Origin of the sequence: Cycloclasticus sp. PY97N (genome assembly GCF_002443175.1) — a bacterium.
Lineage (GTDB): Bacteria > Pseudomonadota > Gammaproteobacteria > Methylococcales > Cycloclasticaceae > Cycloclasticus > Cycloclasticus pugetii.
In genome coordinates this window covers 1,883,893-1,905,351 of record NZ_CP023664.1, presented here as the reverse complement: position 1 = coordinate 1,905,351, position 21,459 = coordinate 1,883,893, and the positions used below count along the sequence as shown (strand labels likewise).

At 41.6% G+C, this 21,459-nt stretch carries 17 protein-coding genes; 12 read left to right on the top strand and 5 right to left on the bottom strand.

Annotated elements, in window-relative coordinates; genetic code table 11:
• The 8 genes from CPC19_RS11905 to CPC19_RS09225 all read left to right on the top strand — a co-directional run bounded on the left by CPC19_RS11905 (position 1) and on the right by CPC19_RS09225 (position 6,966).
• Entirely contained in the window at positions 1–870 is an 870-nt protein-coding gene (locus CPC19_RS11905) for a prephenate dehydrogenase/arogenate dehydrogenase family protein (protein WP_016389686.1), read from the top strand.
• A 6-nt stretch (positions 871–876) separates the two neighbouring features.
• The gene (gene aroA, locus CPC19_RS11900) at positions 877–2,178 is read left to right on the top strand and encodes a 3-phosphoshikimate 1-carboxyvinyltransferase (RefSeq protein WP_016389685.1); all 1,302 of its coding nucleotides are present in this window, start codon (positions 877–879) and stop codon (positions 2,176–2,178) included.
• Positions 2,175–2,849: a (d)CMP kinase gene (gene cmk, locus CPC19_RS09250; protein WP_016389684.1), complete on the top strand. Its 675-nt coding sequence runs from the start codon at positions 2,175–2,177 to the stop codon at positions 2,847–2,849. The genes aroA and cmk overlap by 4 nt, the downstream gene beginning before the upstream one ends.
• Before the next feature lie 134 nt (positions 2,850–2,983).
• Positions 2,984–4,651 (top strand): 30S ribosomal protein S1, encoded by a 1,668-nt coding sequence (gene rpsA, locus CPC19_RS09245; RefSeq protein WP_016389683.1) that lies wholly within the window; start codon positions 2,984–2,986, stop codon positions 4,649–4,651.
• Between the two features lie 60 nt (positions 4,652–4,711).
• A complete protein-coding gene (locus CPC19_RS09240; protein ID WP_015005501.1) occupies positions 4,712–5,014 on the top strand; it encodes an integration host factor subunit beta in 303 nt (100 codons plus the stop codon).
• A 120-nt stretch (positions 5,015–5,134) separates the two neighbouring features.
• The gene (locus CPC19_RS09235) at positions 5,135–5,425 is read left to right on the top strand and encodes a lipopolysaccharide assembly LapA domain-containing protein (RefSeq protein ID WP_015005502.1); all 291 of its coding nucleotides are present in this window, start codon (positions 5,135–5,137) and stop codon (positions 5,423–5,425) included.
• 4 nt (positions 5,426–5,429) lie between these two features.
• Positions 5,430–6,569, top strand: coding sequence for a lipopolysaccharide assembly protein LapB (gene lapB, locus CPC19_RS09230; protein WP_016389682.1), 1,140 nt, complete (start codon positions 5,430–5,432; stop codon positions 6,567–6,569).
• Between the two features lie 133 nt (positions 6,570–6,702).
• Positions 6,703–6,966: a ComEA family DNA-binding protein gene (locus CPC19_RS09225; protein WP_016389680.1), complete on the top strand. Its 264-nt coding sequence runs from the start codon at positions 6,703–6,705 to the stop codon at positions 6,964–6,966.
• A gap of 63 nt (positions 6,967–7,029) precedes the next feature.
• On the opposite strand, the gene CPC19_RS09220 is transcribed toward CPC19_RS09225, so the two are convergent.
• The 5 genes from CPC19_RS09220 to CPC19_RS09200 form a co-directional block, all read right to left on the bottom strand.
• Positions 7,030–8,814, bottom strand: a complete 1,785-nt coding sequence (locus CPC19_RS09220; protein WP_016389679.1) for an acyl-CoA dehydrogenase C-terminal domain-containing protein — start codon at positions 8,812–8,814, stop codon at positions 7,030–7,032.
• Between the two features lie 2 nt (positions 8,815–8,816).
• The gene (locus CPC19_RS09215; RefSeq protein WP_016389678.1) at positions 8,817–11,141 is read right to left on the bottom strand and encodes a 3-hydroxyacyl-CoA dehydrogenase/enoyl-CoA hydratase family protein; all 2,325 of its coding nucleotides are present in this window, start codon (positions 11,139–11,141) and stop codon (positions 8,817–8,819) included.
• On the bottom strand, positions 11,141–12,277 hold the full coding sequence (locus CPC19_RS09210; protein ID WP_016389677.1) for a thiolase family protein: 1,137 nt from the start codon (positions 12,275–12,277) through the stop codon (positions 11,141–11,143). Before CPC19_RS09210 ends, CPC19_RS09215 begins: the two co-directional genes overlap by 1 nt.
• Before the next feature lie 486 nt (positions 12,278–12,763).
• The gene (locus tag CPC19_RS09205) at positions 12,764–14,425 is read right to left on the bottom strand and encodes a long-chain-fatty-acid--CoA ligase (protein ID WP_016389676.1); all 1,662 of its coding nucleotides are present in this window, start codon (positions 14,423–14,425) and stop codon (positions 12,764–12,766) included.
• Positions 14,426–14,500: 75 nt separating this feature from the next.
• Positions 14,501–15,808 carry an OmpP1/FadL family transporter gene (locus tag CPC19_RS09200; protein WP_096910750.1) on the bottom strand — a complete coding sequence of 436 codons (1,308 nt, stop codon included), beginning with the start codon at positions 15,806–15,808 and terminating at the stop codon, positions 14,501–14,503.
• 153 nt (positions 15,809–15,961) lie between these two features.
• On the opposite strand from CPC19_RS09200, the gene CPC19_RS09195 reads away from it, so the two are divergent.
• From CPC19_RS09195 to rlmB, 4 genes are all read left to right on the top strand, one after another.
• Positions 15,962–16,756 carry an enoyl-CoA hydratase/isomerase family protein gene (locus tag CPC19_RS09195; RefSeq protein WP_035850459.1) on the top strand — a complete coding sequence of 265 codons (795 nt, stop codon included), beginning with the start codon at positions 15,962–15,964 and terminating at the stop codon, positions 16,754–16,756.
• Positions 16,757–16,774: 18 nt separating this feature from the next.
• Positions 16,775–18,040 carry a nucleotide sugar dehydrogenase gene (locus tag CPC19_RS09190; RefSeq protein ID WP_016389672.1) on the top strand — a complete coding sequence of 422 codons (1,266 nt, stop codon included), beginning with the start codon at positions 16,775–16,777 and terminating at the stop codon, positions 18,038–18,040.
• Positions 18,041–18,220: 180 nt separating this feature from the next.
• A complete protein-coding gene (gene rnr / locus CPC19_RS09185) occupies positions 18,221–20,473 on the top strand; it encodes a ribonuclease R (protein WP_236610506.1) in 2,253 nt (750 codons plus the stop codon).
• Complete coding sequence (gene rlmB, locus CPC19_RS09180) at positions 20,473–21,228, top strand: 23S rRNA (guanosine(2251)-2'-O)-methyltransferase RlmB (protein ID WP_016389669.1); 756 nt, start codon at positions 20,473–20,475, stop codon at positions 21,226–21,228. Before rnr ends, rlmB begins: the two co-directional genes overlap by 1 nt.
• Positions 21,229–21,459 lie beyond the last annotated feature (231 nt).

Sequence of the window (21,459 nt, the reverse complement as noted above, 5' to 3'; positions counted from 1 at the left end):
ATGTTTAAGAAAATGTGCATCATTGGTGTTGGCTTAATTGGCGGCTCTATTGCAAGGGCATCAAAGAAAAACAACTTATGTGAAGAAGTTATTGGCGTAGGGCGAAGCGAGAAGCATTTACAAAAAGCAGTTGAATTAGGTGTTATTGATGGGTATGAGCTGTCCATTCCATTAGCGACAAAAAACGCTGATATTATCGTTATTTGCTCACCTGTTGGGGCTTTTGAATCAATTTTCCAGCAACTAAAAACCACATGGTCAAAAGAGTGCTTGTATACGGATGCTGGCAGTACAAAAGCTAGCGTTTTAGACGCTTTAGAAAGCGTTTTTGCTGAGGTGCCCAGTAATTTTGTGCCAGCGCATCCGATTGCAGGCTCGGAAAATAACGGTGTAGAAGCGTCCAGTGATCGTTTATTTGAAGGAAAACGTAGTATCCTTACGCCCACTGAGTCGACAGATCAGCAGCTCACTGACCTATGTCAAACATGGTGGGAGAAAATGGGTGCAGAGGTGTCTATAATGAGCCCTCAGCATCACGATGAGGTGTTTGCTGCGACAAGTCATTTACCCCATGTATTAGCGTTCTCATTAGTAGAAGTGCTGAAAAATAAACAAGATGAACGTGAGATATTTGAATACGCTGCCGGTGGATTTAAAGATTTTACACGTATTGCATCAAGTGACCCAGAAATGTGGGCGGACATCTGCCTAGCAAATGGGCCTGAGTTACTTAATGTAATGAAAGAGTTAGAGCAACTTAACCAGAAGATATCATCGTTAATCGATGCAAAAGATAAACAAGGTTTATTAGAGATATTTAAATCAGCACAAAGTGCGCGGAAATATTTTTTAAGCCTTCAAAAAAAGTAAAATTCAATGAATACAATGTTATCAAGCCTCAGTCAGGGACTAAAGGGGCAATTTCGTGTCCCTGGCGATAAATCAATTTCACATCGAGCTATTATGTTAGGTAGCTTGGCAGAGGGTGTCACGCAAGTCAGTGGTTTTTTAGAAGCCGAAGATGCCTTGGCAACCTTAGAAACATTTCAACTTATGGGTGTTGATATTGAACGATTAGGTGAAGGTCGGCTACGTATAAATGGAGTCGGTTTGCATGGGCTTAAAGCGCCGCAAGAGGACTTATATGTTGGTAATTCAGGAACCTCGATGCGCTTATTATCGGGTATATTGGCTGGCCAAAAATTTGACAGCACGCTGACAGGTGATCATTCATTAACCAAACGTCCAATGCGTCGGGTCTTAGACCCACTATTATTGATGGGTGCAGCAGTTGAAAGCACTGATGCAGGTACATCACCTTTAAAAGTTCATGGTGGCGCGCCCTTACGTGGTATTCAATATAAGATGCCAATGGGTAGCGCCCAAGTGAAGTCGTGTTTGTTATTAGCGGGTTTATACGCAGAAGGGACAACAGAGGTGATTGAGCCTGCAATTACTAGGGACCATACAGAACGTATGTTGAAGGGCTTCGGTTACTCGGTAAAAACGGAAGGCAATGTGGTTTCAATAGAGGGGGGAGGGACACTTAAAGGTATGTCAATTGATGTGCCGGGTGATATTTCTTCGGCAGCATTTTTTCTTGTGGCGGCCTCGATTACACCCAATTCAGATATTACACTCCAACATGTTGGCGTGAATGCAACACGGACAGGCATTATCGATATTTTATTAAAGATGGGCGCCGATATTCAGCTACTAAATGAAAAAGTAGTGGGTGGAGAAAAAGTAGCAGACATACGGGTCAAAAGCTGTCAATTAAAAGGTATAGACGTACCTGAAAATTTAGTTGCTTTAGCCATAGACGAGTTTCCAGTCATTTTTGTTGCCGCTGCTTATGCTGAGGGTCAAACAATTGTAACGGGCGCCGAAGAGTTGCGTGTAAAAGAAAGTGATCGGATTCAAACAATGGCTGATGGCTTACAAACATTAGGCGTAGATGCCCAGGCTACAGCCGATGGTATGATTATTAATGGAGGGGCTGTGCAAGGCGGAGAAGTAGAGAGTTTTGATGATCATCGAATCGCGATGGCGTTTGCGGTAGCTGGTCTACAGTCAAGGGGAGCTATTAAAATTAATAATTGCGAAAATGTAGCGACGTCCTTCCCTAATTTTGTTGAGTTAGCGACTCAAAGTGGTTTTGAGTTAGCGGCAAAATGAGTAATTTAATTCCAGTTTTAACAATTGATGGTCCAAGTGGTTCAGGAAAAGGGTCTATTTCCAAGCGTATTGCTGAAAAATTAGGCTGGCGTTATTTGGATAGTGGTGCACTATATCGCGCACTGGGTGTAGCAGCGATCAGGTCTAAAGTGGATCTTAAGAATGAAGACGCGCTTGCAGATTTGGTTAGAGATATTGAATTAGAGTTTAAGCGAACAGAACTGGGAAACTGGTCGGTTTTGCTAAACGGGCAAGAAGTACAGAATGAATTACAAACCGAACAGGTTGGGGATGTTGCTTCAAAAATAGCCGTATTTAAGAGAGTGCGAGATGGTTTGTTAGCTAAGCAACAATCTTTTTTGAAGCCGCCAGGCTTAGTCGCCGATGGAAGAGATATGGGGAGTGTTGTATTTCCAACTGCGACACACAAAGTGTATTTGACAGCAAACGCGGCCGAGCGTGGAAAAAGGCGTTATAAGCAGTTGATTGAAAAAGGAATAAGTGCTAACCTGACTGATGTTATTCAAGATATTGAGCGAAGAGATGAGCGAGATAAAAATCGCCGTGCTTCTCCGTTGGTAGTGCCGACAGATGCTGTTTACATAGACTCATCTCTTTGCACTATAGAAGAGGTTGTACAGCAAGTTCTAAATTTACTGAAAAACAAATAAAACGTATCCGACAGTTTGGGTACTCTCGTTACCGAGAAATAAAGGTGGTTTGAGCTCGAATGACTCAAGCCTTTTTTTAACTTAACCCTTTTTTTAAGGTCTTAGGACGTTAAAAAATTTATAAAGAGAACATCATGAGCGAAAATTTCGCAGAACTATTTGAAGAAAGCATTAAGTCCGCTGAACTAACACCGGGCACACTGATCACCGGTTTAGTAGTGGATATTACTAACGACTCAGTTATTGTTAACGCAAACCTGAAATCAGAAGGCAATGTGCCACGTTGGCAGTTTGTTAACGCCTCTGGTGAGCTAGAGGTTGCGATTGGCGATGAAGTTGAAGTTGTATTGGATATGGTGGAAGACGGCTTAGGCTCAACACTATTATCGAGAGATAAGGCGAAAAAAGCTGCAGCCTGGAAATTCCTAGAAAAAGCAGCAGAAGAAAAAGAAACAGTAACAGGTGTTATCACTGGCAAAGTACGTGGTGGCTTTACTGTTGAAGTAGGTGGCTTAAGTGGCTTCTTACCAGGATCACTTGTGGATGTACGTCCACTTAGAGATACAACCTTCTTAGAAGGCAAAGACCTTGAGTTTAAAGTCATCAAATTAGATGAAAAACGTAACAATGTTGTTGTCTCTCGTCGAGCAGTTCTAGAAACAGAATACAGCGCAGAGCGTGAAGCATTATTAGAAAACTTGAAAGAAGGCGCTATCCTTAAAGGGGTTGTAAAAAATCTTACCGATTACGGTGCATTTATCGATTTGGGCGGCGTAGATGGTTTGTTACATATTACCGATATGGCTTGGAAGCGTGTTAAACACCCATCCGAAGTGATCGAAATCGGTCAGGATATTGAAGTTCTTGTGCTTCGTTATGACGAAGAGAAGAAACGTGTTTCACTTGGCATGAAACAGTTGGGTGAAGATCCTTGGGTTAATATTTTAGACCGTTACCCAGTTAACTCTAAACTGAGTGGTAAAGTAACAAACTTAACAGATTACGGTTGCTTTATTGAAATTGAAGACGGCATCGAAGGTCTTGTTCACGTGTCAGAAATGGATTGGACTAACAAAAATGTTAACCCAGCTAAAATCGTATCATTAGGTGACGAAGTTGAAGTGATGGTGCTTGAAATTGATGATACTCGCCGTCGTATTTCATTGGGTATGAAACAATGTAAAGGAAACCCATGGGAAGACTTCTCAGCGATTCATAAGAAAGGCGACAAAATTAAAGGCCTTATTAAGTCTATTACTGACTTTGGTGTCTTTATTGGATTGGATGGTGATATTGACGGTTTGGTACATTTGTCTGATATTTCTTGGGATGAGAAAGCTGAAGAAGACCTGCAAAATTACAAAAAAGGAATGGAAATTGAAACTGTTATTCTAGCGATTGACTCTGAGCGTGAGAGAATCTCATTAGGCATTAAGCAGTTAGAACAGGATCCTTTCCAAGAGTTCTTGGCATCGAATGATAAAAATAGTCTTGTCAAAGGAACGGTAAAAGAAGTTGATGCGAAAGGCGCGGTTATTCAATTAGCAGAAGGTATTGAAGGCTACTTACGTGCTTCAGAGCTTAATAGAGACCGAGTGGATGATGCTAGAAACTTACTGACCGAAGGGGATGAGGTTGAAGCTAAATTTATTGGGGTTGATCGTAAGAACAAAACCATTAATTTATCTGTAAAAGCTAAAGATGATGATGAAGAGAAAGCAGTATTGAGCGACTACTCTGCTCAAAATGCTAGCACACCGACATTGGGTGATATCTTTAAGAACTCCATGGAAGATAAGTAAAAAGAGTCGAACATTAGGCGGGATAATGTATTCCGCCTAATGTCTACTTAAGGTGATAACGTGACAAAATCAGAATTAATTGAAAAATTAGCAGATCAGCAAGTACATCTGCCCTATAAAGATGTTGAGTTGGCTGTAAAATGCATCTTAGAAAGAATGAGTAGGGCGCTATCCTCTGGTGAAAGAATTGAAATTAGAGGGTTTGGTAGTTTTTCGTTGCACTATCGTCCACCAAGAATTGGTAGAAATCCGAAAAATGGCGAATCGGTTGCCTTATCAGGGAAGTATGTTCCTCACTTTAAACCGGGGAAAGAACTAAGGTCTCGGGTAGATAATGCAAAAGAAAGTTACAGAATTAAATAAAAAAAGCCCCTTTTAAGGGGCTTTTTTTTGCTCGAAGAAAAGAACTAAATATAATTTTAGCTTGTTATAATCAAGTACACATTGTTTGATAAGCTACATATAAAGGCTAAGAAGGTGCGTATGAAATTCATATATTTATTAGTTTTCGTTATTGTTCTAGTCGTGGGCTTTGTACTATCGGTTTTAAACTCCGCGCCTATCAAAATTAACTATTACTATGGCTGGCTTGAGATGCCACTCTCTTTTGCGTTACTGTCAGCGTTTATATTAGGTGCCGTGCTGGGGTTAAGCTCAAAAATTTGGAGTAATTTGATGTTACGACAACGTTACTCGAAATTGTCAAAAGAAGCGGCAGTTACCAAAAAAGAAGTTTCTAGTTTAAGAACATACCCCGCTAAACAGATAAATTAATTGAATGTTTGAATTTGCAATAATGCTGCTACCGGTAGCAGCAGCCAGTGGATGGTACGTAGCATTTAGACATTATAATGCGAAGTTAAAAAAGCCTTCTAACGAATATGAAGGCTTTTTTAAAGGCATCAACTATTTGTTAAATGAGCAGCCTGATAAGGCGATTGATGTTTTTATTGATTTATTAGAAGTAGATGATGAAACCATAGAAACGCACCTTGCATTGGGTACGTTATTTCGTCAGCGCGGTGAAGTAGAAAAATCCATCCGTCTGCATCAAAATCTTATTGCGAGGCCTCAAATTAGCCTAGATACGCGAGCCAATATTTTAAATGAACTCGGTTTGGATTATATGCGTGCCGGACTACTTGATCGAGCCGAGAATATTTTTCTTGAATTAGAAAAAATGGAGCTTCATGAAGTTAATGCGGTTCGACAATTATTGTCTATTTTTCAACAAGAAAAAGAATGGTTAAAAGCGATAGATTATGCGACAAGACTTGAATCAATCGAATTCAAAAAGCAACCTTTACTACTGTCCCATTTACACTGTGAAGCAGCACTATTGTATCGTTTTGAAGAGGATGCGGATATTATCAAAAACCACTTGAGAAAAGCGCTTAAAATAGATCCATTGTGTGTCAGGGTCAATATTATTAGTGCGGAAATTGAGGTGGCTAAAGGTGAGTATAAGCAAGCATTGAAATTATTGTTAAAAATAATGGATCAAGATAGAAAGTTTGTGCCTGTATTTATTGATTTAATACTTAACTGCTATGACCGACTAGGCCAATCAAAACAAAAATTTGATTTCTTGTCTGAACTTCAAGAGAGCAATGAATCAACCATTGTTGTCAGTCGCTTTTTAGATGTGCTGTTGGAACACAAAGGCTTGGAAGAAGCATCTGCTTTCATGCATAAAAAGTTACGTCAACATCCGTCGAAAAGTTATTTGAAATTGTATGCAGGGATTACACGGCCGGATAAAAATACCGAGCTTGAGTTCTTAAAAAGTATTATTAAACAGTTCGATAATGACGTACAAAATTTTCAATGTAAACAGTGTGGGTTTACTTCAGTTGATTTAAATTGGTGTTGTCCAAGTTGCCAAGACTGGGGGGTTATTGAACCGATCGAAATATAAAAGGTATTCTGTAAGTCTTTACCGATAACACTTTAAGGTTTTACGTATAGACGTAGGCTATCTAAATAGACGAAAGTAAATACGGTTGTATGGAATAAGGATGTTTAATCAACGTAAATGAATAAGGATATTTATGAAAAAGATTATTATAGTATTGGTTTCATTAAGTTGTTTTTGCTTTTCTTTCATGGCATTGGCAGTAAATATAAACACAGCGGATGCCGATGATATTGCAAAAGAACTTAAAGGTGTTGGCCCAGCTAAAGCAGAAGCGATTGTTAATTACCGTGAAAAAAATGGTGCCTTCAAAAGCCTGAAAGAACTGACTAAAATAAAAGGTATAGGCGCGTCTACGGTTGATAAAAATCGTGAAAATATTCAACTGGATGTAATGTAGAGCTTTTCATGGAGTGAAAAAGCCCTGTTAATTCAGGGCTTTTTTATGCTCATACCTTGATGGTTAAAACTGCTCTTCCTTAAGGCTCATGGTGCTATTACAGCCAGCCAAGATGTTAGACAGTAGAGAGCCTGTTTGAGGCAAGAGGCGTTGCATATAAAATAGGCCTGTTTTGAGTTTTGCATCGTAAAAATCGGCACTCATTTCGCCTTTACGATAGGTGATTTGTTCAGCCATTTTTGCCCACATATAACCAAGAGCGACTAAACCAAACATATTTAGGTAATCGCTAGCAGCGGTAGCAGCTTCATCTGGGTCTGATAACCCTTTTTGTGCAATAAAGAGAGTTGCTTGTTGTAATCTTGAAAATGATTTCTGTAAGGGTAATATATAGGCTGTTAACGGCTTATCGTTAGCATATTGCTCAAGAAAGTTAGAGATGGGGTGAAAGAAATGCCGTAAATATTTACCCATTTGCTCGGGTAATTTTCGACCGACTAAATCAAGCGCTTGAATGCCATTTGCACCTTCATAAATTTTACTAATTCTTGCATCTCGTAAATACTGTTCCATTCCATTTTCACGGATATAACCATGGCCACCGTATACTTGTATACCTAGGCTAGTGACTGTTTCTCCAATATCAGTAAGAAATGATTTAAAGACCGGTGTTAATAAAGAAACAAGCTCATCTGCTTCTTGCCTTTGTTGTTTGTTATCAGCATGCTGGGATAGGTCAAGTTTGTAAGATAACCAGCTACTTAAGGCTCGCGCACCTTCTGTGTAAGCCTTCATTGTCATCAGCATGCGTCTAATGTCAGGGTGAACGATCAGTGGGTCGGCAGCTTGTTCGGGGTACTTTGCCCCACTAAGAGCTCTGCCTTGAAGACGTTCTTTAGCGTAATCTTTAGCACTGCAATAAGAGGCTTGAGCAATGGCCAAGCCTTGAATACCAACATGGAGCCTAGCGCTGTTCATCATAACAAACATCGCTTTCATCCCTTTGTTTAGCTCGCCAACAAGAAAACCTTTCGCGTTATCAAACTCTATAGAGCAGGTGGATGAGGCGTTAATGCCCATTTTATGTTCTATTCCGCTACAAAAAACACCGTTGAGTTCTGCCAGGGTTCCATCATCATGAACGTTGAACTTGGGCACTAAAAACAAACTAATTCCTTTGATTCCTGAAGGGGCATCTGGGGTTCTTGCTAATACTAGGTGTATTATGTTTTCTGTTAAGTTATGCTCGCCAGCGCTAATAAAGATTTTACTGCCGGAAAGGTGATAATTACCCTCACTTTGTGGAACCGCTTTTGTTCGAATAAGCCCTAAATCTGTGCCACATTGAGGTTCTGTTAAACACATTGTGCCACTCCATTGCCCGGAGACCATATTAGATAGAAATTTTTCTTTTAAATCTTCGTGGGCAAATTTTTCGATTGCGTTATAGGCACCAATAGTTAACCCCATGTACATGGTGAATGACATATTGCTTGAAATAAGCATTTCATCAACGGCATTGGCAATATAATGAGGTAAGCCCTGTCCGCCGTATTTAGGATCACAGGTTAAATTCCCCCAGCCAGAGGCTGTCATTTCTTGATAGGCTTCTTTAAAACCATCAGGCGTTGTAACGACGCCATCATGGTATGTGCAGCCTTGTTCATCACCCGCTTTATTTAAAGGAAATAATAATGTTTCGGACACCTTTCCAGCCTGTTCAAAAATAGCATCTGTCAGGTCTGTCGTCATCTCTGAGAAAGTAGGTATGTTACTGAGTTCGTCAGTTTCTAAAAATTCATTTATTAGATACTTAATGTCGTCAATCGGCGCTTTTAATGTAGCCATGTTTAGTTCCTCAGCGGTTTGCCAGTTTCTAGTGTGTGCTGCATACGATCTAATGTATTAGTATTTTTGATCAGTGTTACAAAGGCTTGGCGTTCGAGTGCGTATAAACCATCTTCAGAATGGAGTTCAGTAATATCTGTGTCACCTCCACTCAATACCATAGCTAATTGGTCGGCAACGGTGCTGTCGTAGGGTGTTGCCTTGCCTGTATTAACAAAATTGTTAACGGCTAAATTAAGCGCTATACGTGCGGTGCTGCCGGGTAGTGATACCTCAGCTTCTTCAGGAGCAAGGTAGCCATCAACCAGTTCTAAGGCTTTGTGTTTTGCGTCAAATAATAAGCGTTCACGATTCATCGTGATGCCATCTGTTGGGCGCATGAATAAGTGGCTTTTCGCTTCTTCTGCTGAGCTGGAGACGGTGGCAGTGCTGATTAATTCGAATGCTTTGCTGATCGCTGGCATGGGACCTTTAGCCCGTATTGGGTTTAGCATCCAGCGGGTTAATAGTTCTTTACAGCCCCCCCATGATGGAATAAGCCCAACGCCTACTTCAACTAAGCCGAGGTAAGACTCTGCGTGTGCTTGAATGGCATCACAATGAAGCAAGCTTTCGCAGCCGCCTCCAAGAGCCATTCCAGATGGCGCACCAACAACAGGAAAGGGGGCGTATTTCATGGCTTTGTAGGTATCTTGCCCTGATTTCACCATCTGATTTATTTGTGGCCAAGCGGCTGTGTTAGCAGCAAATAAGGCTAAACCAATGTTGGCGCCAACAGAGTAGTTGTCGGCTTCATTGTACAAAACTAAGGCTTTGTAGTTAGTTGGAATGATCTCAACTGTACTACCAATCAGAGCTAAAATATCAGGGTCAATCGAATTCATTTTGCTGTGAAACTCTAAGCAGAGAACACCATCACCAATATCCCATAGGCTTGCGGATGAATTCGACTTGATAGGGCGTTGGCTTTGCTTGATATCGGTTAATGTTAAAACCCCCTCGTGTTTTTCTACCGGACGATACTCACCGGCAAGGTTTAAGCTTAACGCCTGCTCGTTTTCAAAGGAGTAAAAGGTTTTTCCTTGTGCTGCTAACAAGAACGGTGGGATGGGTTGTTGGTTATCGTTTAGTTTATTGATAAACCAATCAACCCCGACTTTATCGAGCAGTTCGAACGGGCCATACTTCCAGTTATAGCCTAGCTTCATAGCTCGATCGATGGATTCAATATTGTCGCTTATTTCTGGAACTAAAGAAGCTGAGTAACACAAGGTTTTTGATAAAACTGACCAAGCAAATTGACCACCTTTGTCATCGAATGAAACCAGTTTTCGTAGATCCTTTTTAACTGAAGGTTTTAGTGACTCTAATGTTGTTTGCTTGTGTGGGGCATATTCTCCAGTTATTAAGTTAATAGACTCTTTGGTTTTTTTACCGTTTAACGTACTGAGTCTATAAAATCCACCTTTTCCCTTGCGACCTATATAGCCATCGGTAATCATTTTTTTTACGATGTCTGGAATAACCGCTTGTTCTTGAAATGGGTCGTGCTTAGGTAAGGAGTGAACCATGGACTCTAAAACATAGGGCATGATATCAATGCCCACTAGGTCCATTAAGCCAAAAATGCCTGTTTTAGGAACGCCCATTGGTGTGCCCGCTAGGCTGTCGGCCTCATCTACGGTTAGCTTTAGGCGAATGGCATCTAGTAAGGCAGTTTGTATCCAATATGTACCAATTCTATTAGCAATAAAGCCGGGTGTGTCATGGCACTTGACGACCCCTTTGCCTAGTTTGTAATCACAAAAATGACTTAAGCATTCCACAACTTTTGGCTGTGTATCTGGCCCGACAACCATTTCTAATAATCGCATATAACGAGGTGGGTTGAAAAAATGCGTGATGAGAAAATGACGTGAGAAGTCTTTGGATGTTCCAGCTGTTAAATCGCTAAGAGGGAGTGTGGAGGTATTAGATGAAATGATGCAGTCTGGTTTACGTATTGCGTCAATTTTTTTGTATAAATCTTGTTTCAAATCTAAGCGTTCAACAATTACCTCTATTATCCAATCTACAGTGGCTAAATCATTGAAATTGTCCTCTAGGTTTCCAGGTGTAATGTTTTTGGCGTTACGTTTATGCATTAACGCAGCTGGTTTTGTATTCAATAATTTTTTCAGGGCAGTTTGAGCAATGATGCTGCGATCTTCGGCACCCTCAGGAACGATGTCTAATAACAAAACTTTTTTACCGGCATTCGCAATCTGGGCTGCAATGCCGCTGCCCATTACGCCTGCGCCAATGACGGCGATGCTGTCTATTTTCATTAGAGAGACTCCAGGATAGTTGCAATACCTTGCCCGCCGCCAATACATTGAGTGGCTAATGCATAGTGTTTGTTTTCGCGCTTTAATAAAGCGGCTGCTTTTCCTGTGATTCTAGCGCCTGTCGCACCAAGAGGGTGACCGAGAGCAATGGCGCCACCATCAATATTAACTCGATTAATATCAACCTTAAGTTCTTGAATACAAGCGATAGACTGACTGGCAAAGGCTTCATTAATTTCAATGATGTCTATATCTGTAATCGTTAAGGATGCTCTTTGTAAGGCCTTTTTGGTCGCGAAAATTGGTCCTAGGCCCATTGTTTTGGGAGCGCAACCGGATACAGCAATGCTGTTAATTCGAGCCAAAGGCGTTAATTTATTTTGTATGGCGTACTCTTCGCTGCAAACTAATGTTGCTGAAGCGCCATCAGTCAGCGGGGAAGAGTTGGCCGCCGTTACGGTTCCGTCAGTAGAGAAAGCGGGCTTTAATCCTGCCATCTCTTCGATGCTGGTATTTGCTCGGATGCAGCCATCCATCTCAACAATGATTGAATCACAGTCTATGGGGATGATTTCATCTTTAAAGCGGCCTTGTTGCTGAGCGGCGGCAGCTTTTTGTTGGCTAGCAATGGCAAACTCGTCTTGTTGTGAGCGTGACAATTGGTATTGTTTCGCAACGTTTTCAGCTGTTTCCCCCATGCTGATATAGGCTGCTGGTAGGGTGTTGAATAAGGCTGGGTTTGGCATAGGGTTATACCCGCCCATGGGAATGCGACTCATTGATTCAACGCCAGCACAAATAAAGGCTTCTCCTGCATTCATTTGAATAGCACCGGCAGCCATATGAATGGCTTGCATAGAAGAGCCACAAAAACGATTAACTGTGACCCCGGCAACACTGTTGGGTATTCCTGCCATCAAACCACTCAGTCTGGCGATATTAAGACCTTGTTCGCCCTCTGGGAAAGCACAGCCCATTATAATGTCTTCTAGTGAGCCTGAGTCGATGCCTGTTTTGCTAACTAGGCCGGCGATCACTTGAGAGACCAGTGTGTCTGGCCTTAGGGTTGCTAAAGCACCCTTATGGGCAAAAGTTTGGGGTGATCGTACGTAAGCTGCTATAACAACATTTTTCATGATTTGCTCCATCTGATGGCAGGTTGAATGCTGAGAGTCTTTGAGACGGTGGGTTAAGTTTGTTTACGTTTTGCGTGTTTTTTTCAGTCCTATGTCGACGCTCAGTGAACGGCCTAATGTGGCCTGCTGAGCTGATAAGTAGAGGGGTTATATGTGTTGTTTGTTCTGTAGGACTGTTATATGACGCCGTAAAAACGTTGATATTAATGAATGAATAGCGAAAAGGTTTAGCGCAAAGCGTTAGCCACTTATGTGTGTAACCGTTATAAGGAAAGGTGAGGTTAAAAATAGGACTTTTAGAGTTTTTAAAGCGGCTCGTTTTATAGCGTGCTAGCGTATAAGTTCTAACATTTGCAATGCCAGTTATCGTTATTGCTATGTATAACGTGTCATGTTTCATATTATGCCTAATATGCAATATGCGCCTGCCTTATAGTAACGTCAATTGAACAAGCGGGTAGATACAAAAACGCAGCTTGGCATTGACTATAAAGACCGAAGTTCACGCCTTAAAACCTTACCGACATTGGTTTTAGGTAGTTCATGAATAAAAACAATTTTATCGGGTGTTTTATAGGCGGTAAGGCTCTTTCTGCAATGTGCCAGTAGTTCGCTTTCTGTTAATGATTGGTCTTTTTTGACAACAAACGCTTTAACAGCTTCACCACGTAGGTCATCGGGTACGCCAATAACGCCACATTCTAAGACGCCTTTATGTTCAACAATAACGCTTTCTATCTCGTTTGGGTATACGTTAAAACCAGAGACTAAAATCATGTCTTTTATACGGTCGACAATGTAGAAAAAGCCATTACCATCCATTTTTGCAACATCACCGGTTTTAAACCAGCCATCGTTGGATAGGACTTCTGCGGTATCTTCTGGGCGATTCCAATAACCCTGCATAACTTGTGGGCCTTTAACGCAGAGTTCCCCCGCTTTACCATCTGGAAGCGTATCACCCTGGTCGTTTATTAGTTTGCAATAGGTTGACGGAATGGGGAGACCAATACTGCCGTTAAATTCTTCCAAATTTAAAGGGTTAATACAGACAGCGGGTGAGGTTTCGGTTAAGCCAAATGCTTCTACAAGCGTGCATCCCGTTATTTTCTTCCATTGAGCAGCGACGGCTGGTTGTACCGACATGCCGCCACCTAATGATATTTTAAGTTGGGTGAAGTCTATATCTGCAAAGCCAGGTGTATTAATAAGAGCATTAAAAAGCGTATTCACTCCAGTTATGGCGGTAAATGGGGTGTTGCTAAGTTCTTTAACGAAGCCTTTGAAGTCTCTTGGGTTGGTAATTAATATATTGTTTGCGCCCGCTTCCATGAAGACCAGGCAATTAGCAGTAAGGGAAAAAATGTGATAGAGCGGCAAAGCAGTAATAATAACTTCACGACCCGGTAGTACGTCATTTTTTATCCATTCGGATGCCTGTAACATGTTAGCAACCATGTTTTTATGCGATAACATGGCGCCTTTGGCAACACCGGTTGTGCCGCCTGTGTATTGCAGAAATGCAATATCATGATGGCTAAGTGGTGTTGGTACAAAGTCCTGGTTTGATCCTTCAGATAAGACGGTTTTGAATGAAATGGCGTTGGGTAGAGTGTAAGGAGGGACCATTTTTTTTAGATATTTAACCGCCCAATTAATGAGAATAGATTTAGGGAAGTTAAGCATGTCGCCCATTTTGGTAACAATAATATGCTCAATATCGGTATCAGTTACAGCTGCTTGAACTGTGCTGGCGTAGTTTTCAACAACAATAATCGCCTTGGCACCAGAATCTTTTAGTTGGTGGTGTAATTCACGAACGGTATAAAGCGGGTTAGTATTAACGACTGTTAGGCCAGCTCGCAAAACACCAAAAATTGAAACAGGGTTTTGGAGTAAGTTTGGCATCATAATGGCAACACGTTCACCTTTTTCCAGCCCAAGTTTATTTTGTAAGTAGGCGGCAACTGATTCTGTAGCATCGCTAAACTCGGCATAGCTAATTGTGGTGCCGAAATTGCTAAAGGCTGGGAGGTTTGCATACAACTCCACACTGTGTTCAAAGATCTCGACGAGTGAGTTATATTGATGAATATCAATATCTGAATTTACACCATCGGGGTAACTGGTTAACCAAGGCCTATCCATGATGTTCTCCTTTGTCGATTAGGCGTTTAAGTATGTTGATATCGGTTTTTATAATGGCTATAAACGTCTACTGGACTACATATCCCAGCGCAGTTGTACGCTGATAATATCAGCATCAGACTCATAGTCTCCTCTAACAGCGCTAAGTTCTGCTGGGTTAAGTCCAGTGACTTCAGAAGATCTATTGATTTTTGTGTCCGGTACGAAGAGGTGAGCATAGCCCGCGTCAAGAGATAAATTATCGGCAAGTTGGTAACTAGCGCCAATGGCTAACCAATATCGGTCATTATCAGGGAAGCGTGAAGAACGGGAAGATGCATTTCTTGCAGCGCCTTCATCGTAAGCTGCGCCTATGCGGTATGTCCAAGGGCCCTCTGTTGAATAGGTAGCACCAAGAGACAGACGAATATTGTCTTTAAGTCGTAAGATATCGGTGCTATCTGCTTTAAGTGGGTTATCAAACATAATGACTAGAGCAGGCACAGAGCTCCAGCCGACCCAAGTGGCATCCGCCATAATATCAATACTATCATTCCATTGGTGGTGGATGCTTAATGATGCACTGGCGGGCAGATCAGGTTGAACGTCTAAATGGGTATCTGCTAAAACAAGGTCTAAATTTAAAGCGGATGTAATATTACGGAAATCGGCATCGCCTTCAAAGTCATGCTTTATTTCTGATCGATAGGAAAGCCCAATGCGTGTTTTATTGGTTATGTTGTACAGTGCTCCTAGGTTAAAACCATACGATATGTCATCGGCCTCTAAGTGAGAAAAGCCGTCAGGAATAGCTCCTAAAACAGAAAAATCTACCTTATTATTTAAAGTGGCCTCAATGTATTGAATGCTGATGCCAAAGCCAAGTGAGAGGTTCGTTGTGGCTTTCCAAGCTACGGAGGGGTTGATATTAACGGTAACAATTTCAGACTCAATCGCCTGATACTTTCCAATCCAGTCAGCGCCATATTTTGTTGCAAGTCCAAACGGTGAATTAATGCCTACGTCCACTTTGACATCATTATCTAGGCTATGGACATAGTAAAAATTGGGTACATAGGCAAAACGTCCGCCATCTTCTGAGCCATCTGCAAAGTTGCTAGCGCCAGCAGAATTAGTGCTTCCGTCGTCATCAAAATCAAATGAAGGCGCGATAAAGTGCATGCCGAGTACCATTTGGTTGCCTTTAATACGCGTCATGCCCGCTGGGTTAAACCAAATGGTCGAGGCGTCTTCAGCAGAAGCTGCGCCACCTGCAAAGGCGTTCCCCAAACCAAGTGCGCTTTGTTCGGCGACACCGAAAGCGGCTGAGTGAGACATTGGAGAAAAAAAAGGTAATGTAAACAGGGTGGATAAAGCAAAAACTTTAATAGAGCGAGTATTCATGTTACATCCTCCAGTCATTTACTTTTGTAATTAGTATTTTTATAAGTAACGCAATCCTTTTTTATGCCAATTATTAGAAAAGGTCAAATTTAGTTGCAAAAGAATAAGATCAAGGACACCATGCTTAATATTAAAATTATTAGGAATGAACAGATGTCGTCAGTTTTAGTAGAAAAGAAAGACGGTGTTGCTTGGCTTATTTTGAACCGACCTGAAAAGCTAAATGTGGTTGGTTCAACAATGCCGGCTGACTTACTGCGCTGTACTGAGGAGTTGAAAAATGATGAGAGCATTAAGTGTGTCATTGTCACCGGTGCGGGGGATCATTTTATGGCTGGGGGCGATATTGATTACTTCAAATCACTTATAGATGCTTATGCAATAGAGGGTGAGTCAGCATTACCGGGTGATATGTTTGATAATTTGCATCAGGCAATATTGAATCTTGTCATGATGGAAAAGCCCGTTATTGCCTGTGTTAAGGGAGCTGTTGCAGGGTTTGGGTTAAGTTTAATGTTAGCGTGCGATATGGTGGTGGCGGCGGATAATTCAGTGTTCTCCGTTGCATATTGTAAAATTGGCACTACACCTGATGGTGGCATGAGTTATTTCTTACCGCGAGCAGTTGGTCAAAAAAGAGCGCTGGAATTATCACTAACTGGGCAACGTTTCTCCGCAGAGCAAGCTGAACGTTGGGGAATGGTTAATCGAGTTGTCGCTGTCGAGTTGCTAGAGGCAGAGTCAATGACTCTTGCCGAGTCACTATGTAAGGGGCCGAAAGATGTTTTAGCAAGAACCAAGCGGTTATTTAACCAGACGTATGAGACCAGTCTAAAAGATAGATTAAATGAAGAAGCGGATAACTTTTTTTTGAGTATGTTAAAAGAGGATTTCGCCGAAGGGGTTACCTCATTTTGCGAAAAGCGCCCAGCAATTTTTAAAGAATAAATAGAGGGTTAGTGCAAAATGACATTTAATGTCGCCGTGATAGGCCTTGGTTATGTTGGTTTGCCATTAGCCGTTGAGTTGGGTAAACAGTTTCCAACGGTTGGCTTTGATATTGATAATGAGCGTATTTCTGCATTACATAAAGGCTCTGATGTTACCTTGGAAATATCAGCTGAAGAGATCAGTGCTGCGAAGCAATTGAGATTTACAGCAAAGGCAGATGAAATATCGGCTGCGAATATCTACATTATTACGGTTCCCACGCCGATAGATAATGGTAATAACCCAAATTTAACACCGATTAAAGAAGCGACAACAGTGGTGGCTAACTACCTGGGCAAAGGGGATGTTGTTATCTATGAGTCTACAGTGTACCCGGGGGCAACAGAAGAGGTTTGTGTGCCAATTCTTAGGCAGGTATCAGGGCTGACATATAACGAAGAGTTCTTTTGTGGTTATAGCCCCGAGCGCATTAACCCGGGGGATAAAACACGTAGTTTAACGTCTATTGTTAAAGTAACATCTGGCTCAACGCCGGATACCGCAGAGTTAGTGGATCAGCTTTATCAGTCAATTATTTCAGCCGGCACTTACAAGGTTAGTAGCATCAAAGTGGCTGAAGCATCCAAAGTTATTGAGAATACACAACGCGATATTAATATAGCCCTTATGAACGAATTGGCGCATATTTTTAGCCGTATTGGTATAGATACAGAAGAAGTGCTTGAGGCTGCAGGGACAAAGTGGAACTTCTTACCCTTTAGGCCAGGTTTAGTTGGCGGGCACTGTATTGGAGTTGATCCATATTATTTGGCGCATAAAGCAGAAACACTTGGGTATCACCCGCAATTGATTGCTGCTGGACGACGGATCAATGACAATATGGGGTCGTTTGTAGTCAGTGAAGTGCTGAAACTTATGGCCAAAAAGCGTTTGAGTATTGTTGGTGCTAACGTGTTAATAATGGGTTTATCGTTTAAAGAAAACTGCCCAGACCTACGAAATACCCGTGTAATAGGCATGGTTGAGGAGCTTGAATCATACAATGCTAACGTCGAGGTGTACGACCCTTGGGTAAACGTTGATGACTTAAAAAATGAACAACAACTTAAGGTGATAAAGCAGCCGACTAAAGGATCGTACGATGCCATTATTATTGCTGTGTCGCACGATCAATTTAAAGCCCTGGGTGTGAATGCTGTTAGAGCCTTTGGGAAGCCTAATCACGTGTTGTATGACATCAAGTATTTGTTTGCTTCAAATGAGACAGATGGGCGGTTGTAACAAACAGGAATGAATGTTTGTGTTCTCGACGCGCATTAAGGCTGATCAGTAAAATACGTTACTAATTTGAATTTGCCTGTTATGTGTGGCCAGTACTTGCATCGCTTTATTGGCGAGGGGGGGTATTAAAAGTAGCTTAAGGTAACTATGGCTTGCAAACTGAGCGTGTGGGCTTTAGGCTTGTCAACTCTATTATTAACTTTCCCATTAGTGTCTAAACAGAAGCGAAGCAATAAATTGTCAAACAACGAGACAACGTCTTTAGGTAGTAAAGAACCTATCAATAAAACCCAACTTATCAATTATTTAACTCAGCAAAAACGTCCGCAAAGTTGGATAGATATTGTTAGTGGGTTGAATGTCCAATCAAAGCGCGAAAAGAAAACAGTGTCGCGCCATTTATCTGAAATGTTGAAATCCGGCCAGTTGCTATTTAATCGAAAAGAGCAATATTGCTTGGTGCAACAAAGTGATCTTGAAACGGGCATAGTCATAGGTCATGCGGATGGTTTTGGGTTTTTAAAACGTGATGCGGGTGGTGACGATATGTTTATCCCTCCACATGAGATGCGAGCGTTAATAAACGGTGACCGTGTGGTAGTTAGCCGTGGAAAATTGAACCGTCAAGGAAAGCTTGAGGCGCGAGTGGTTGAGGTGCTAGAGCGGAAAGTTAAGACAGTCGTTGGGCGATTTTTTGATGTGATGGGTATTTTTCATGTTGAAGCAGAAAATAAACGGATTTTCCAGCATATTTTCATTCCCCCCGAGGCGACGTTAGGTGCTAAAGACGGCCAGATAGTGATGGCTCAGATGACCCATTATCCTTCTTCACGTACGCAAGCTATCGCCAAGGTGATCGAAGTGATGGGTGACCATATGGCGCCTGGCATGGAGATCGATATGGCCATTCGCTCTTACGAATTGCCAAACAGTTGGTCGCAGGCCGTATTGGATGAGGCCCAGCGTTTCGATACCAGTGTTGTTGAGGCCGACTTGGCCGACCGTAAAGATATTCGTAAATTACCTTTTGTAACCATTGATGGTGCAGATGCTCGCGACTTTGATGACGCGGTGTTTTGTAAAAAAATGGCGAAAGGTTGGAAGCTATGCGTGGCGATTGCCGATGTGTCTCATTATGTAAAGCCACAAAGTGCAATTGATACAGAGGCGTATGAGCGTGGAACATCCGTATATTTTCCCGAAAAAGTTATCCCAATGCTGCCCGAAGTATTATCAAATGGTTTGTGTAGTCTAAACCCACAAGTAGATCGTTTATGTGTGGTTTGTGAAATGCGAATCGATGAGCAAGGAACGGTTACATCAACCAAGTTTTATAATGCCGTAATGTATTCACATGCACGGTTAACCTATGATGAAGTCGGGTTGATTTTTGACGAGGCAGCACCTGAATTATTGCTTAAGCATAAAAAATTACTGCCTCATTTAAAAGAATTAAGGGCGCTCTATGAAGTAATGAAAGGTGCTGCAGATGAACGTGGTGCGCTTGAGTTCGATACATTTGAAACACGCTTTGTTTTTGATAAAGGTCGAAAAATCAAGGCAATTGAGCCGGTTGTTAGGCATGATGCCCATCGGCTTATAGAAGTGTTTATGATTGCAGCGAATGCATCAACAGCTAACTTTTTAGCGAAACACGAAATGCCTAATTTGTTGCGTATTCATGAAGGCCCCAGTGTTGATCGTTTGTTGAAATTGAGGGGGTTCTTGTCAGAGTTGGGTTTGAGTCTAGATGGCGGAGAAGAACCAAAACCGCAACACTATAAACAGTTAATTGCGAGCATACAAAACAGGCCAGATGCCCATTTGATTGAAATGGTGATGCTGCGCTCAATGTCTCAAGCGATGTATGGCCCAGAACAACAAGGGCATTTCGGCTTGGCGTTAGAACTGTATGCGCACTTCACGTCGCCTATTCGCCGTTATCCTGACTTATTAGCGCATCGTGCCATTAAGCACGTTATCGCAAAACAAAAGGCAGGGAGCTTTACCTATTCAAAGAGTGATATGACGCTATTTGGTGAGCATTGTTCTTTTTGTAGTAGGCGAGCAGACGAGGCAACACGTGATGTGGAGAGTTGGCTGAAATGTGAATTTATGATGGACAAGATTGGCCAAGAATTTAGTGGTGTTGTCTCTTCAGTGACCTCCTTTGGTTTGTTTGTAGAACTAGATAAGATTTTTATAGATGGTTTGGTTCACGTTACTGGCTTAGGTGATGATTATTACCACTTTGATGCCAGCAAGCATCGTTTGTTAGGCGAGCGTACCAATAAATCATTTCGTTTGGGCGATCGACTAAAAGTAAAGGTGGTTAAAGTAAGCTTAGATGATAAAAAAATTGATTTGGCATTGGCGGGTGTAGAGCAAAAGAAAAAAATTGTGACTAAACGTCGTAGGAAGAAGAAACGCTAATGGCTGAAGTGCAAAAAATTCATGGAATTCATGCTGTTCAAGCGCTTATTAAAGCGAGGCCTGATCATATCGTTAATGCATGGATGGATCGACAGCGCAAAGATGCAAAGCTGCAAGCAATAAAACAAAGCCTGGATGAGGTTGGTATTCGCATTGACTATGTTGATAAGAAAACATTAGAGAAATTGTCCAGCAATGCAAACCATCAAGGTGTTTTGTTAACCGCTAAATTGCCACAAGAACGAACAGAAGAGCAACTTAAGAAGGCGCTTAAAGAACAACAAGATCAAGCATTTTATTTAGTGTTAGACCAAGTGACCGACCCGCATAATTTAGGGGCTTGTTTAAGAACAGCGTTGGCCGCAGGGGTGCAAGGGGTTATTGTGCCAAAAGATAATGCCTGTCGCTTAAATGCGACTGTTTGTAAAGTAGCCAGTGGTGCCGCTGAACTGCTTCCGGTCTATCGTGTGACCAACTTAGTGAGAACCTTGAAATACCTTAAGACTGAAGGGGTTTGGGTTAGCGGGGCTGCTGGAGAAGCAACAAAAGATGTTTTTGAGGCTGAATTGACCGGGTCTGTAGCGATTGTGATGGGAGCAGAAGGTAAAGGTCTGAGGCCTTTAACACAACAGCAATGCGACCAATTAATTAAAATACCAATGTCCGAAAAAGTGGAAAGTCTAAATGTTTCTGTTGCTACGGGTATTATTTTGTATGAAGTGCTTAGACAAAATCAACGATCATTGAATTCATAAAAAATCAGTCAGGCATCAACCCTTATAAGTGTTCATCAGAATAAGCAAAAGAGTCTGTTGAATAAAACAAGTCTGTTTGGTTGGTTTTTGGGTTGTTGATGAGCCGACAAAGCTTGCTTAAGGCGTTTAAGCAGTAAAGGGCTTGTGTAAAAACTGAGCCGTTTCTATGGTTAACAGTTTAACTATTAGAGCTAACTTGATTTGCAGTACTGATACCTGTAAAATCGCGCG